General features: G+C 44.8%; 15 protein-coding genes. All 15 read left to right on the plus strand.

Annotation, left to right across the window (positions count from 1 at the left end; genetic code table 11):
- Nucleotides 1-73 precede the first annotated feature (73 nt).
- The 15 genes from D9A03_RS12695 (at nucleotide 74) to D9A03_RS12770 (ending at nucleotide 15,121) form a co-directional block, all read left to right on the plus strand.
- Nucleotides 74-979, plus strand: a complete 906-nt coding sequence (locus D9A03_RS12695; protein WP_120497541.1) for a hypothetical protein — start codon at nucleotides 74-76, stop codon at nucleotides 977-979.
- Nucleotides 980-1,294: a hypothetical protein gene (locus D9A03_RS12700; protein WP_120497542.1), complete on the plus strand. Its 315-nt coding sequence runs from the start codon at nucleotides 980-982 to the stop codon at nucleotides 1,292-1,294. It abuts the gene before it with no gap.
- Nucleotides 1,295-1,499: 205 nt separating this feature from the next.
- Nucleotides 1,500-3,179, plus strand: a complete 1,680-nt coding sequence (locus tag D9A03_RS12705) for a portal protein (protein ID WP_120497543.1) — start codon at nucleotides 1,500-1,502, stop codon at nucleotides 3,177-3,179.
- A gap of 3 nt (nucleotides 3,180-3,182) precedes the next feature.
- Complete coding sequence (locus D9A03_RS12710) at nucleotides 3,183-3,464, plus strand: hypothetical protein (protein WP_120497544.1); 282 nt, start codon at nucleotides 3,183-3,185, stop codon at nucleotides 3,462-3,464.
- Complete coding sequence (locus D9A03_RS12715; RefSeq protein WP_120497545.1) at nucleotides 3,457-4,305, plus strand: hypothetical protein; 849 nt, start codon at nucleotides 3,457-3,459, stop codon at nucleotides 4,303-4,305. The genes D9A03_RS12710 and D9A03_RS12715 overlap by 8 nt, the downstream gene beginning before the upstream one ends.
- A gap of 2 nt (nucleotides 4,306-4,307) precedes the next feature.
- Nucleotides 4,308-5,327 (plus strand): major capsid protein, encoded by a 1,020-nt coding sequence (locus D9A03_RS12720; protein ID WP_120497546.1) that lies wholly within the window; start codon nucleotides 4,308-4,310, stop codon nucleotides 5,325-5,327.
- Nucleotides 5,328-5,368: 41 nt separating this feature from the next.
- Nucleotides 5,369-5,791: a Bbp16 family capsid cement protein gene (locus D9A03_RS12725; protein WP_120497547.1), complete on the plus strand. Its 423-nt coding sequence runs from the start codon at nucleotides 5,369-5,371 to the stop codon at nucleotides 5,789-5,791.
- Nucleotides 5,791-6,015, plus strand: coding sequence for a hypothetical protein (locus tag D9A03_RS12730; protein WP_120497548.1), 225 nt, complete (start codon nucleotides 5,791-5,793; stop codon nucleotides 6,013-6,015). The genes D9A03_RS12725 and D9A03_RS12730 overlap by 1 nt, the downstream gene beginning before the upstream one ends.
- Nucleotides 6,016-6,117: 102 nt before the next feature.
- Nucleotides 6,118-6,696: a hypothetical protein gene (locus D9A03_RS12735; protein WP_120497549.1), complete on the plus strand. Its 579-nt coding sequence runs from the start codon at nucleotides 6,118-6,120 to the stop codon at nucleotides 6,694-6,696.
- Complete coding sequence (locus D9A03_RS12740; protein ID WP_120497550.1) at nucleotides 6,696-8,459, plus strand: hypothetical protein; 1,764 nt, start codon at nucleotides 6,696-6,698, stop codon at nucleotides 8,457-8,459. The genes D9A03_RS12735 and D9A03_RS12740 overlap by 1 nt, the downstream gene beginning before the upstream one ends.
- 49 nt (nucleotides 8,460-8,508) lie before the next feature.
- A complete protein-coding gene (locus tag D9A03_RS12745; protein ID WP_120497551.1) occupies nucleotides 8,509-9,717 on the plus strand; it encodes a hypothetical protein in 1,209 nt (402 codons plus the stop codon).
- 792 nt (nucleotides 9,718-10,509) lie between these two features.
- Nucleotides 10,510-10,953, plus strand: coding sequence for a hypothetical protein (locus D9A03_RS12755; RefSeq protein ID WP_120497553.1), 444 nt, complete (start codon nucleotides 10,510-10,512; stop codon nucleotides 10,951-10,953).
- Between the two features lie 111 nt (nucleotides 10,954-11,064).
- Nucleotides 11,065-11,643 carry a hypothetical protein gene (locus D9A03_RS12760; RefSeq protein WP_120497554.1) on the plus strand — a complete coding sequence of 193 codons (579 nt, stop codon included), beginning with the start codon at nucleotides 11,065-11,067 and terminating at the stop codon, nucleotides 11,641-11,643.
- Nucleotides 11,618-12,448 carry a hypothetical protein gene (locus D9A03_RS12765; protein ID WP_120497555.1) on the plus strand — a complete coding sequence of 277 codons (831 nt, stop codon included), beginning with the start codon at nucleotides 11,618-11,620 and terminating at the stop codon, nucleotides 12,446-12,448. Before D9A03_RS12760 ends, D9A03_RS12765 begins: the two co-directional genes overlap by 26 nt.
- Nucleotides 12,449-12,583: 135 nt before the next feature.
- A complete protein-coding gene (locus D9A03_RS12770; protein WP_120497556.1) occupies nucleotides 12,584-15,121 on the plus strand; it encodes a hypothetical protein in 2,538 nt (845 codons plus the stop codon).
- Nucleotides 15,122-15,220: the final 99 nt, after the last annotated feature.

Consider the following 15,220-nt stretch of genomic DNA (forward strand, 5'->3'; position numbering starts at 1 on the left):
CATAAAAAAGCTCCACTGATGTGGGGCTTTTTTGTGTTGGGCAGGAGTTGTTGAGGCTGAAAAGGAGATTAGGATGCCGGGGTATAGTTCGCCAAGTGGTCACGGAAGCGATATTGGAGATCGTAGAAGTAATAGTCCTGGCCGTGGCCCGGGGGGAAACCCTGGGGGAGGTCGGGACAAGAAAGATTGGAGTAAAAGAAATGCTGATGCAAGGGCAAGAGCTAAAGCTCAAAAAGCTGCCAAGCCAAAGGAAGTTGTCAAAGAAAAGAAAGGAGGATGGAAACCTACTCCAAATATCGAGGAGATGGAGTTTTATGATCCTACCTTAGATTGGCAACAAAATGTGGATCGTTATAATCAAAGTCAGGGTATAGGGAAGTATGGAGGAAACTCAAATTCCAAACTTGGTTTTCATGAGATGCGTAATAGATCTCAACTCAAAACACCTGCTGCGAAACAAGCCTATTCGCAAAGAATTGCAGAAATAAACCATCCTGTTCAATCTGCATTACGAGGTTTTTTATCTCAGTTTGTTCCAGGAGTAGTCGCATCAAAACTTACATACGACGCTCAAGGGAATCTTGCAGATTATACTGAATTTGACCCTATTGATATGGCGACAGATTTACTTGCTGTCGGTAGTAATCCGGGAATAGGAAAAGCGCCTCAAATGGCTTATGGTGCCTTGAGACAAGTAGGGTATGGGGCAAAGCCTTATGCATCTATCCGATCACTGTCAGATGGAATGGCGCAGGCTGCTCAAAGTAGCCGGCAGCAAATGTCTCAGCGGAATTCATCGAATACAACTAGTAGATCTGTATATGATAGGGCTGCTCAACAATTATACCTAAACATCCAGAATGAAGATGATTTACCCAACTTAGGCATTGGCGTTTCTCAAGGAAAACCAAAAGTACGCAGGGCACCAAAACTCTCAAAGCTAAAAGCCAGACGTGCAAATTTTGGAAGGGTTAGATAAATGGGATTGGCTAGTTTTTCATCTTATAAACGCGAACCTGAAAAAGATAGAGATGCCGGGTTTTTAGGTAATAGTCTCTCATCTAATCGGGAAAACCAAAATACCTCGCGGTCCTCTGGTAGTTCTATCGGAAGTTTTCAAGCTCTTGGCGGCTATAGTGGTTGGCGTTCTCCTGAACAGATTTTATATCCAAGCGTGAACAATCCAAAACCTTTGTTGTCGCCCTACACCAGCTTGAACCCGTCACCTGTTCGGCGTGTTCGTGGTTTGGCGACATTGAGTTTGTATCGTCCTGAGTACAACAAAATTATGTAAGAATTTTCTTCGTTATACTTTGTTTGAGCATGGAGATAACGGTATATTCGTTCTTGGATAAATAGGTCCTCTGAAAGACATTATCTATTTGCAACTTGATCGCTTTGTAGAGATTAAAAATCATGACTGAGAAGTCTTGAACCCCTTGCATTTAATGCGGGGGGTTTTGTTTTTTGGGGATCCGATATAATGAACTGGAGATCTTATGGAGCTTGCTGAAAAGGTAATTAATCGTCAGGCCGCATTGGCAAATGAACGATCCAAGTTTGACAAGATCTGGATGGAAACGGCTGAACGTCTTGACCCCTTTGGATCAATTCTGGAGGGCAGACGTGGTGATATGTCAAAGATGTTCAGTTCCCGCCCTCTGCAGGATCTGGCACGTTTTTCTGCGGCAATCGAGAGTTTGCTTATTCCCCGGGGATCAATTTGGCACGGTCTGGAACCTGTTGATGATGATCTGCGAGAGAGCGATGAAATTCAGGCGTGGGCAGAACAGCGCACCAAAAAGCTCTTTTCCGTTCGATATATGGCAAGATCTGGCTTCGTTTCAAATACGCAGCGAATGTTTCGGTCTTTGGGGTGTTATGGCAATCAGGTGCTGATGACTGAAGAAGTTCTGTCCAGAGGCCCCGGGGGCGAGGATTTGCCACCTATTCGATATCGTATGATTCCGATTATTGAGTGCTTTCTGGCGACTACGGCCTGGGGGCAGATTGATACCTTTTACCGGGTTTATAAACTTACATTACGGCAAATCATTGATGAATTCGGTCTGGAGGCTTTACCAGAGTTTTTGACTTCCCGATTGGACAAGCCTGATTTACTGGAAGAAAAGTTTGAAATTATCCATGCCATAGACACGACCCTGAGTGGGGATACGCAAACTTTACTTCCCTGGCCGTCTGTTCATGTTCTTAAAGGACATCATCATGTCTTGAGACAGTCCGGCTATTATGAATTCCCCATTCACGCGTCATCATTTGTAGAGAGTGATGGCGAAGCCTATGGATGGGGACCGGGCATGATGGCCTTGCCGGATATCAAACAGCTCAATGTGATGAACAAAACCACGATTGCGGCGGCTGAACAGGCGGTATCACCTGCTTTTGCAACGGTTCAGAAACTCAAACGCAGATTGAACCTGAGCGCCAATGCGATCAATCCGGATCTGGTCACCGATGATGGGCGTTTAAAAATTCAACCCATCGTGACGGGGGCACGACCAGATATCGGGGAGCAGCTAATCGCCAAGAAACAGATGGATATCAGTGCGAATTTTTACGGTGATCTGTGGCAAATTCTTGTGAACAAGCCTGATATGACAGCCTATGAAGCAGCTTTGCGGGCACAGGAAAAGAACGAGTTGATTGGCCCGCCCTTTGCCAAGCAGGAAGAAATGCTGGCGTCTATGGTAATGCGTGAAAATGCAATCCTTGAACGTCAGGCGGAAGATGGCATTATTGATCTGCCGCCGCGGCCTGATGGACTGGAGGGGAAAAGCCTGACCCTGAAATTTACCAGCCCTATGGCGAAACTACGTCGTGCGGCGGAAGATGTAGGTATTCAACGTACGCTGGAAACCGCGGCACAACAAGCACAGTTCGACCCGACAATTATGGATAATTTTGACCACGACCGGATTATTCGTGCCCGTGCGGATATCAATGGGATGCCCGCGGATTTGATGCGTCCTGTGGAAGAGGTTCAGGCAAGCCGACAAGCAAAAATCCAAGCCGAGCAACAGCAGTTAATGGCGGCGCAGCAGGCACAGGATGTCGATACTGCGGGGAAAGCCTTGCCAATTATGGAAGCACTTGGTGCTGCTGGCCTTGGTTTCGAAGGGGAGATTGATCCCAATCAAACACCGAAAGGCGATGTTTAAACCATGCTTAAAGGGTGGCCTTTTCCCCTCAAAAAACAACATGAGCTCGTCGAGGCTTACAGCCGGCTTTTTGCATCATCTGATGGTCAGATTGTTTTGGCAGATATTCTTGATCAGGCGCAGGCTTTTGAAGCAACGCCCCCTGATGGACCATCAATATTCAATGACGGTAAACGCGCTGTCGCGTTCGATATTCTTCGGAAAGCTTCTGTTAGTTCTGACTTAAGAGCAGAGTTGGCAAAGGCGGCTTACTTAAAACAAGAGGAAGATACGCAATATGAGTGATGATCACGGTTTAAGCGGTTCAGCCGTTTCAGGCTCTGGCTTCTCTGGCCCTACGTTTTCAGGTCATGAGTTTTCGGGACCTGAAAGTCCCGGTTATTCGCAACCTTCCCCATATCAACCCGCATCGCAAGATAGCGGGTTTTTTCATGCCGAAAATTCTGGTGGGGGTGAAGGTTTGAATAGGCCATCAGCGGTGGATGCCGAAGCTTCGTCTAATGATGATTGGCAAGAGGGCAAAACTCAGCCCGCCGATCAGGCGACGGAGAGGGATGGGTATCTTAAGTTACCATCAGATGGCGCAAGTGAAGATGAAATTGATGCCTTTTATGCGGCGCTGGGTGTTCCCGAAACGCCGGATGGCTATGAGTTGCAGGTTCCGGAAGAACTCGGTTCTCAGCATAGCGAGGAAGACTGGAAAGCTTATACCGGAGCCATCAGCGAACTTTCACACGCGCTGGGACTTTCGCCAGAACAGGCGCAGGCGCTGGCCGATATGGATTTACAAGCCAAAACACAATCCATGGAGAACCTGGAACGTGAACAGGAACAATATTTAACGCAACAAATTGAGGAAACCACAGAAACGCTTCGCGAAGAGTGGGGATCTAAAATGGATGTGAATGTCAGAACCGCCAATCGTGCCTTGAAGGCATTGGGTGGTTCTGAACTTGAGGGGGTGTTGTCTGAAGCCGGGGTTCTAAACGACCCCGTTGTCATTCGCGCCTTTCATAAAGCTGGCCTCTCCCTGGTAGAGGACAGCAGCCCCGGCGGTGCCGGTGCAACCAGACGCAACAAATCTGCTGCGGAAATTCTCTACCCATCATCTACTAAGGAAGGCTGATTATGGCAACACTTGGAAATACCTTTGTCGATCTTATCGATATCTACAAACAAACTGATCCGAATGGTTCTACGGCAACCATTATCGAGCTTCTCAAACAGCAAAATCCTATTCTGGATGATGCGATTGCAATGGAGTGTAATAAAGGATCGGAACATCTACATACCATTCGTACCGGTTTACCGTCTGTTTCCTGGGGCGCGTTGTATCAGGGAATCACACAGTCAAAAGCCAAACAACAGCAGGTCACGGATACAACGGGCTATCTGGAAGCACTGGCAACCATTGATGAACGTGTTCTGAATCTGTCCAAAAATGAAGCTGGTGTTCGCCTTAACGAAGCCATGGCGTTCATGGAATCAATGAATCAGGAAGCGGCTTCGGGTCTGTTCTATCATGATACAGCTTCAACCCCGGAAAAGTTCAAAGGGCTTTCTGCACGATTTAATGCCATTGGTGGCGGGGGTGCCGGTGAACAGGTCATTGATGCAGGTGGAACCGGATCGGATAACACATCTATCTGGTTTGTAACCTGGGGTGATCGCCATTGTCATCTGCTTTATCCGCAAGGTACTAAAGCTGGCCTGCAACGAGATGATATGGGCCGCCAACGTGTTTTGGATGAAAACAACAATCCATATTATGTGAAGGAAGAAAAGTTCACATGGCATCTTGGGCTGGCCGTGAAAGACTGGCGCTATGTATCTCGTGTTGCAAATATTGATGTATCCCAAATGCAGGCGGGTAATGTGAAGCTCTATGATTTCATGCGTAAAGCTTATTACAAGCTGCAAAGTCGTATTCGTCGCGGTGATGCGGCAGGTGGTCGTCAGGTTATCTATTGTAATCGTGATGTGCTTGAAGCTCTGGATGCATTGGCCACCAATGCCGGGGCCGGGGATAATTTTGTACGCTTGAAAGACAGTGAGCTGGAAGGGCAGGAAGTTCTGACCTATCGCGGTATTCCAATTCGTGAAACCGATGCGTTGCTCAATACCGAAGCACGCGTTCTGTCTGCTTAATCCCTATAAAATTCAGGACCGAATTTAGAGAGAGATTTAATATGATTCATAGTAAACAACTCACCTTATCTGATCAGCAGGCAATTACCAGCACTGCTGCGTCAACCAATATTCTTGATTTGGGTACAACCGGGACTGTTATCGGTGCCTCTGCGGCGCTGCCAAGTAACCCCGGTGATGGGACTGCGGTGCCGTTGAATGTGCAGGTGACAGAGGGTTTTAACAACCTGACATCACTTAAAATCGCGATTGAAGTGGACAGCACGACAAGCTTCTCTTCCCCACGCGAAGTACTGTCTCAGTCTATTGTGCAGGCTGATCTTGTTGCAGGCAGACAGACGTCTTTCCACATTTTGCCAAAAGGTCTGGATGAACGTTATATGCGTCTGCGCTATACGGTGACGGGTTCTAACCCGACCAATGGCAAGATTTCTGCGGCAATTGTCGCCGGAGTGCAGAGTTAATGGCGTTGCGGGCAAAAGCCGCGAAAGGAACGACAGCCAAGAGATCGCGTGGTTCTGCCAAAGCAGTGTCTGTGACAAGTCCTGCTACTGTATCAAAAGCAGACGAGTTGAAGGTACGCGCGATTGCTTTGGGGTATTACGGCGCCCAGCTCCGGGAAGAGGGGGATACTTTTGAGCTAAGAGACCCTGAACATTTTTCATCCAGTTGGATGGAAAAGATCTGATGTCATCAAGGATTGAGTTCCTTTGATGTTTGAGAAAGCGGGAGATCAGAAAACTGGTCTCCCGCTTTTGTATTATCCCATAACTACAGGTCAGGAAAACAGATGAGCAGCAAAGTTGAAATCTGTCGGGATGCTTTGCAGATCCTGGGTGATAAATCCATTGTTTCCTTGGATGAAAACAGCAAGGAAGCGCGTCAATGCAAGATCGCCTATCCCAGAGCAGTCGAAACCGTTTTGCGTGCCTATCCCTGGTCGTGCGCTATTCGTCGGGTGAAACTGGCTGCATCCGCTGAGGCATCAGCCTTTGGTGAATGGAAACGATATCGACGCCCGGTTGATGATATTCAGGTTTTGCCTATCACCACAACAGGGGAAGCCAATGGCCTGCCCGTGACATATCAACTGGAAGGGCGATACATCCTGTGTCATCAGTCCGCACCGCTTTATTACCGCTATATCAGTAGTGAAGTGGAACCGTCTGACATGCCACCGGACTTGCGTCGTGTTGTGGCGGCTCAACTGGCTGTGAGGCTGGCAGAGGTTTTAACCGGGTCACAAACCAAACTGAATATGGCCCTTGGCCTCTATCGGAATGATCTGGCACTGGCCAAGTCCAATGACATGATGGAAGACGGTGTGAGTGATATGGTGTCTTCGTCCTGGGTGGAGGCGCGAAACTGATGCCACCAAGAACCCTTCAGGCCAGCTTTATTCGCGGGGAAATCACCCCCCGATTACATGGACGCGAAGATACGCAGCTCTACCAGACAGGCTTGGCCCTGTGTGAGAACTGGATTGTGTTACCCCATGGTGGCATGACGCGCCGTCCGGGGACACGGTTTGTGGCAAAGGCGAAACACGCCGATAAACAGTGCCGTCTTATTTCGTTCGAATACTCAACAGAAGACGCCTATATTCTGGAAATCGGTGATCTTTACATGCGGTTTTACCGTGATTTCGGACAAATCGAAAAAGACGATGCTCCTTATGAGATAACCACACCTTACAAGGAAGAAGAGTTGTTTGATCTGGTCTTTACCCAGACGGAAAACAGCCTGTGGATTGTGCACAAGGATCACCCGCCCAAAGAATTAAAACGCAACGATCATGCCGACTGGTCTCTGGCGGATATTACCTTTACGTCAAAGCCGGCAGAATGGAAGGCCGGGAACTATCCCAGACGCTGTTCCTTTTATCAGCAGCGATCTATCTTTGCTTCGCCACCTGATCAACCGCAAACCATCTGGACGTCGAAAACATCCAACGAGAAAAATTTCACTTTAGGCACCAATGCCGACGATGCCTTCAAGGCCACGATCAAGGCGGGGCAGGTCAACCACATTCAATGGATGGTCGAGGGACGTGCCCTAATGATGGGCACATCCGGGGCAACAAGAACATTGAGCGGATCGTCTGCCAATGAAGCCCTGACCGTGACTTCGGTGATCAATCGCCGTCATACGACCGAAGGATCAGCCGCTATTCCACCGATCCAGAAGGGGGAAGTGGCTCTCTTTTTAAGTCGGAACAGAAAACGGTTGCACGAGTTTGTCTTTTCGTTTGAGCGCGACAGCTTTATTGCGCCTGACCAGACCTTTTTATCCCAGCATATTACGGGTACCGGGATCAAGGATATGGATATGGTCAACGACCCTGATTCCATTATCTGGATGGTGCGGGATGATGGACAACTGGTTGGCGTTACCTATGAAAAATCACAGGAAGTTGTCGCCTTTCATCGCCATAAACTGGGCGGATCAACCGATGACCATGATTGGGGGGAAGTTGAGACCGTTGCTGTAACCTATGAAGCCAAACGGGAAGTTCTGTGGCTGTCGGTGAAGCGCAAAGTCAACGGCGAGGTCGTGCGTCATATCGAGTTTATGGAAGCCGGGTTTGACGATGGTCTGGATAAAAAAGATGCCTTCTTTGTGGATTGTGGCGGAACCTATGAAGGGGATGCCGCAAACACCATTAACGGTTTCGATCATCTGGTGGGCGAAGAGGTGGATATCCTGCACGACGGCAAGGTATCGCCGCGATCAATCGTGACAAGTGATGGGAAGGTATCGCTAAAGAATAACCGTACAGGTTTGAAGATTACGGCCGGCTTGCCTTACCAATCGGTCGTACAGCCCTTGTCCCCGATCGTCGCGCTGCAAAATGGGACTGGTAGAGGCAAGAAAAAACGGGTTGTTTCCATGGGTGTGGATGTCATGAACACGGGAACAATCGAAGCTGGTGATACGCTGGCAGATACCCAAACGCATATCTTTCGCGATGGTTCGACACCCTTTGGGCAGTCCCCGGATCTCTATACGGGGTATCTGGAAATTGATCCGGAAAACGGCTTTAGCGACAAGGCACAAATTTTTATCCGCGCAAGACAACCACTCCCGGCAACAATCAGGTCACTGATCACAGAAGTACAGTCAGAGGGGTAGTTCCTTCTCACGTTTTGCTTTTATCGGGGCGTTATTATTGAGGCATAAAATGGAAAACCTTCGTATTATAAAAGACTTTACTGGTTCATCGCAGAAACGCTCCCAAAAAGCGCCTGAAACAGTTGATGAACTTCTAAGACGTATTGATCAACTGACTGAAGGTGCAACAACTAATTTCTATAAGGCATATTCCGAGATTGCTTTAGTTCTTGATGAAAAACCTGAAATATTGGGGATAGATCGAAATTCTGATGCCTATGAAAAAACGAAAACATGGTTTGAACGGGCTGTAGAAATTAATAGTAATGATCCTCGAAGTTCAGCAAATAAATTCATACGCGCAGTTTCTAAGTATGGATTGCTTTATTCAGGAAAGTCACTTGTCAATAAAGATGGTAAAGATCGCCTTGCTGATACAACCAATATCATTGGAAGTAATGTTATTGGTTATATCCTTGATCAAAAGACAGTACCAAACATCAGCGAAATTATTAATGCAGAAATTGATGGCGCCTTAAAGCAGGGAGGACAAGATTTGGCCGGTTGGGGAGGTGCGTTTTATTTTTGGGACCATAAGCTAAAATCAGGCGAAACAATTGGCGAAACAATAAAGAAAAATCCCGAACAGCTAGAAAAATTTTTGGCAATTAATGCGGCTGCGACCCGTTACACAATGGGATCTGAGTGGGATGAAGACGATTATGGAGAGTTTTTTGAGGGGATTTGGTTCGGCATGAATGCACCGGTTCCTAGTAGTATTCAAGATGAAATCACTTGGAGAGTAATAACAAAGGACTATATCGGCAATCCTGACAGAGTTGGTGAATGGACTTATAATGAGAAGAGGAGCCAATGGGGAAAACCTGCGGGATTGAGAGAGTCTAGAGCCGTAAAGTTAACACCTACCTCACAAGAAGTTACAGAACTTAGCTTAAGAAGGCAGGCTCGTCTTAAACATCAAAACATCGATTTTGATAATATAGATGTGCTTGGAAATCGCGATAATTCAGACAACGTTGCTCCTGTTAATAGGAAGGAAAATTTACTGGACCAATTCTTCCCTGATAATGTTTTGCCTGGACATGATGATTTTGAGTTTTGGTCTGGGAAAAAGAGTAATTTACATCAGAGAGAACAAGAAAGCATAAATCAGTTCGATAGCGCCAAAGAAAAAGAAAGTTTAGGGCTTTTAAATGGTCTGCCTAGGAACTCTTTGATGTCTTCTCAATTAAGTAAGCCATCAAAGTTTATTCAATGACATTTATTTTGGTCTTTGAAAATAAGATAGCTGCTCAGGGATACGGGAGTTATTGCTAAAACGCCACTACCTACCGAAAAAAGACAAAACAGGAAATAAGTATAATCTTCCAAGTGTCGTGCTGTCGCGATGTCATGGTTTTCTTCTACTGTTTCCAAAAGAACAGGCGGGTACAGTTCAGATAGTGCGTCATAGCAAAAAATAATCGTAAGTATGAACCACATGACAGATGTAAATAATGTTGTATATCTGAGGGAATATATAAAGTTAGGTGGTAAATCTAACTTGTTTTTCAAAGTCTTGAAATAGCTATCCAGCTTTTGTCTTTTTATCAGGTAAAAAGGAATTGTGATCGTCAAAAGTAGGGCGATTATGAGGATAGAGATCAATACTGTTGATAAAAATATTCCCCAATATTTTCTGTATATATAAATATCGGGGGGCGTGTCCCAGCTATAGTACATTGTGAAATCAGATGGTTTTGCAAACACTAGGGATATGCACAGGAGTACACAGAAGATGGTTGCAGAGACGCAGGCGAGTGTACTGTACGCCAAGCAACGTTTTTTGAATTCAGCTTCGATTTTATCGATTAGAGAATGCATAGAAAACAGCACCTGTTTACTTAATACACGTAATGGTAGCTGGTTTGAGGCCTTTGAACAATTAAATAAAGTGATGTCGACTAAGTGGCGGTGATGTTGCGTCGTTTGGAGAGTTTCAAACATGTTATGAATATATTGCTGATGCTGATCAAGTTTTGACAAGAAATCTAAAATAAAGGGTAAAGCGATGGGGTTTTTAAAAAAACTGTTTAAAGGTGTTAAAAAAGTTTTGAAGGGTGCGGCCCCTGCTATTGGTGCGCTGGCAGGGATTGGCGGTTTGTCGTCGACGGCTGGTTTACTCGGGGCGGGTGGGGCACTTTTTAACGGCTTTTCCGAACGCAAACGCGCAAAAAAACAGGCTAAAATGGCAAGGCGGTTTGCTGCGCAGGAGGCCGCGATCAGTCGACGCAATACACAACGTTTGGCGGGGCAACAGCGTGCCAATTTTGCAGCTGCGGGTTTGAAAATTGAAGGTAGTCCGGCTCTGTTGATTGAAGAGACAGAAAAGTTGGGGGCGCAGGAAGTTGATAATATTCTCTACGCCGGAAATCAGCAGGCCAAAGCTCATAAGCGTGCCGGAAACAACGCCATGATCGGTGGTTTTCTGAATGCGGGACCAAGCTTCTTATAGATAATGATATAGGAGATAGAGATCTAATCCCGTTATATCTTATGGTTGAATAAAGTGGTGCTTTCTGAGTTAATTGGCTATCTGGGTTTGATAAAAAAATGAGATAGTAAAATGTTTCTTACCGCTATTCAGTCACGTTTTAAGGAAATAGAATTCAAGCGGGTATTGAAAGCTTTCGTTATTTCTATACTGGTTCTTTTTTTTCTGACCTTTGCGTATGAATTTATTGATAAACTTTATTATGACTTCACTTTGATAGATGAAGCGAACCCGCAAAAGGTAACTCTACTTCTGGACAGAGCTCTGGAGTTGATCATAAAGTTTTCGCTTTATTTAACTCTCTATCAAATCCCGTCAAATTTGCCTGTTCTCCTAGGGGGATTGGTCCTGAACTTTTTTAAAGTGAAGCGGATCATTTGGACATATCTGCTATTTGTTATCTGCTTCATTTCATATGATGTTTATAACCTTTTCAATTTTATGTATCCGCGTGAAGGTACATCAACCTTTGGGTATAGCACGAGGGATTGCGTGGCTATTGTTGATTATGTTCGAACAGCTTGCGGGTACGAAATCTGGGCAAAAGGTTTTTTTGTGGATTTAGCTGAGGGTTTGATTGGCGCAGCTGTTTATCTAAGATGCTATCAAAGAGGAAGCAAAGAGAATGTCGGACAAGTGGCAATTAAATGAGGATGGCACGGCAACTTTTTTCACGGATGAATATGGCCCTGTCACAATTGATCAAGATAACTTTTTTGATACGTTTGGTGACGATATCATTGATGTTAAAAAGAGCCATGAGGATTATCACGAATACGGCTTTTTACATGACCTTGGTATTTCAACTAAAGATATTGATCATGAAGTTGTATCCGCAGCTTTGGCAACCTTTGCAACTCCGTTAGGACCCAAGTATGGAAGTTTTGCTGGGCCAGGGTTCGTAAAGCATTCCTCGGCTCATTCCGGTGTTGTGACAAATTATACAACAAACTTGCACCTTCTTGATCCAGGGTTGGTACAACGGTCTATCGTCGTGAAAGATGGAAATTACCATATTCGTACTGTGGGTATAGGCACAGGTAATCTGAGAGAGAAAAATTTAAAATACGCAGAGGATGTTTGGGGATTTGCGGATAAAAGAATAAAGAATTGGATTGAAACTTTCCAAGAAAGTGACAGTTTACGAATGGTTCCGACACACAAAAAAATAATTGGCGATGAAATAGAAAAATCAGTACTTCAAGACCGCCTATCCGGTGTTCTCGGCTCTGATGAGGCTGTGTCTGAGAAAAGCATTGATCGTAAGAATTCATTATATTCTCATACTCTTTTAAAAGATCCAGAGGATGCCATTGATACAGATGAAACCTTGTCAGAGCGTATGCGACCAGGTTCTATGAAATCTCAAATAGATAATTTCGATACTGGTATAGAAAACAATGTGGCCGGGTTCTTGAGTAACTTTTCAAACAACGGACTGTTACGGGCACAGTGAATGCCAATGATTTAATATCTCTGTAAGCATCGCTCCCCCTATCTCTTTAGTTTTTTCTTTGGATCCAAGCAGAATTGCTGGATCTATTTTTTTTGCCCAAATTTCAGTGGGTTCAAGCTTAGAAGGTTATCGAAAATGCCAAATATCCCTGATAGTCGAGCCCCAGCTACAGTTCGATTTGAATTACCAGATGAAAACATTGGTGCTGTTACGAAAGGCCTTTCCAGGCTTGCAAAAGCTGTTCATGAAAAAGATAAAAAGAAGAAAGAGGAAGAAAAAGCACGCAAACAAGAACCTGCTACTGCCGATGTTGATCCTGCTGAGAGCCCACAAGACGAAAGTGTCATCGAAGGAGTGAAATCTGATCTGAGGGACGCATCGGAATACATGCAGGAAAAATTGCGTGATATTGATCTGTACGAAGAAATGTCAGAATTTGCGTCTGGTCTTTATCAGGGGATCAAGGAGCAGCTTGGCTTTACAGACAGTTCGCCATCAAAAATTGATGAAGAAATCAATTCGGCCTATGCGAATATAAAAACTGACCTGATGACACGGCAGAATTTCAAAGGTGAAGATGAGGCCGCCGCCTTTAGTCAGCGGTTTGACGAAAAGGCTCGTTTTGATCAGCAGTCTCTAAGGGCTTTTAAACAGGAAATCATCAAAGAGAAAATTCATACGACCGTAGATCGCCATATTGAAAAGTATGGTTCCGGTGTTGTTGGTAATCCTGATACCCTGACGGATGCCATTATCGTTATTGATAGTAATATCAATGATCTTGCACCGGGCATAGGGCGTGAGGCTGCGGTTGAAAAAAGCAGAGAAGCACGTAGAAGTTTGTTATCCTTTGCGCTACAGGGACACGCGAAACAAGGGAACTATGACGCATTACAATCCTTGTTGGACGGCGTTGACCCGGCAACAGGAGCAGCGATTAATATTGATGAGTACGTGAACCGCGAAGATAAGGGGTATTTTCAATCCATTGCCTCAAAAGGAATTGTTCGCAATGAGGCCACAAGACTTCTGGATGATATTTATTCTGCGGGGCTTTCCGAAGAAGATTTGCTTAGAACGCTGGAATATTATCCTGATCAGTTAGTGGGCGAAGAGGCGGCTCTTCTCTGGCGAAATGAACGACGCCTTCAAGCTAAAGAACAAAGAGAGAGAGTAAAAGGGCAGCGTTATTTTGCGTGGAATTTCCTTGTCGAAAACAAAGGAAATATCGATATTAATGATCTTTCGCTGGATTTAAGTCAATCAGATCGAAATCAGATCGCAGAATATGCTGATCAGATAATCGCCGGGGATAACGATTTTTCTCCTGATGTTAAGTTCAGACGTGAGCAAGGTTCACGTGCCTTATACGAACTTAAAGCGTTGCAAGTCGCTGATCCTGAAGCTTTTCCAAATTATGATTTATCTCATTACTTTAAGGATTTATCACCAAAGCAAATCAACGAAGTTATAGCTATGCAGCAAAGTGAGCCGGATCCTCGTTTAGCTGCCAATTTTAAATTGCGTGAACGCTTGGCGCAAAGAGCTTGGGAAAGCATTACTGGAAGTGATGGACAAGGAGAGCTTGATCGCCATGCTTTTGTCGATTTCCGAATTCGCCTTGATGAACGGATTGACGAATATAACGGCACGCAAAAAGAACCTGCTGGACCTTTTGAAATAGAGCAAATCGTCAATGACATGGTCGCCAATGGTGAGGTGGTTCAGCCTGTGCAAGGGAATGAGGTTATTCGCGGCGAAGAGGAGCGTGATGTACTTGTCGGTGATGGGGACCCTGTTTTTGCCGAGGATGTGATTAAGGGCACTCATGAATGGTACGAATTCTTAGCAGATCTTAGATCTTCTAACCCTGATGAGTTTTCTAAATTACCGATAAAAGATCAAAAGGCATCAACAGCTTATTGGATGCATAATAGGGGAGGGACGACTGGTACTTCTGTTACTGCAATTGCACAGACGAAAGAGCATCGTCAACAATCATTAATTGCTGGTAATAACGTTTTATATCAAGAAGATGTTCTTTCTTGGGAGAAAGACGTTACAGAGGAGTTAATTCGTAATACTGGTATCGATAAAGGTTTGGCCACTGATATTGCTACTGTAATTTCATTTACTCCTGTTGGTTCAGCTTTGGATATCGGAGAAGGGCTTTTAAATGCGTCAGTTGCTTTTGAACAAGGCGATATTGAAAAAGGATTAGGTTATCTGGGTGAGGCAGGAATGTCTGCTTTGAAAATAAATAAATTGAAAAAATTGTTTGTTAAAAGCGGTGTAAAAGCTCAACGCATAATTTCAGACGCATTACCTGATTTAGCGGCGAGAAAGATGTTTAAAGCTTTATCAAAACAAGGTCTATCTTCTGGGGTTGTGAAGGATAGTATTTTCAGAGCATTCAGAAACGGCTTTAATCCGGGAGAGGCTCTTGCCTATGGTGTGTTTTCTGCCAACGCTAAGAAGGTAATAGATTCCGCATTTCAAGCATTTAAGGGTGAGATTCTTTCAGAGAATAAACAAAGAATAATTAGAGAAAAAATAGAATCTGTTCTTTATCGTGAAGGTAGTAAATTTTTAAAAGATGTTTCTGAGAAAGCCAAAAGTAAAGCTGTTAAAACACTAATAGATGAATGGTTTGAAAATTCAAAGTTACAGTAATGTTATAACGCGAGATGAATTGTTCGTCTCCGATCCGCCATCTATAATCGTTCTTGGATAAACAGGTCTCAACCTCTGCTATTTAGTGGAGGTTTTTTA

Source organism: Kiloniella sp. EL199 (assembly GCF_900313065.1).
Lineage (GTDB): Bacteria > Pseudomonadota > Alphaproteobacteria > Kiloniellales > Kiloniellaceae > Kiloniella.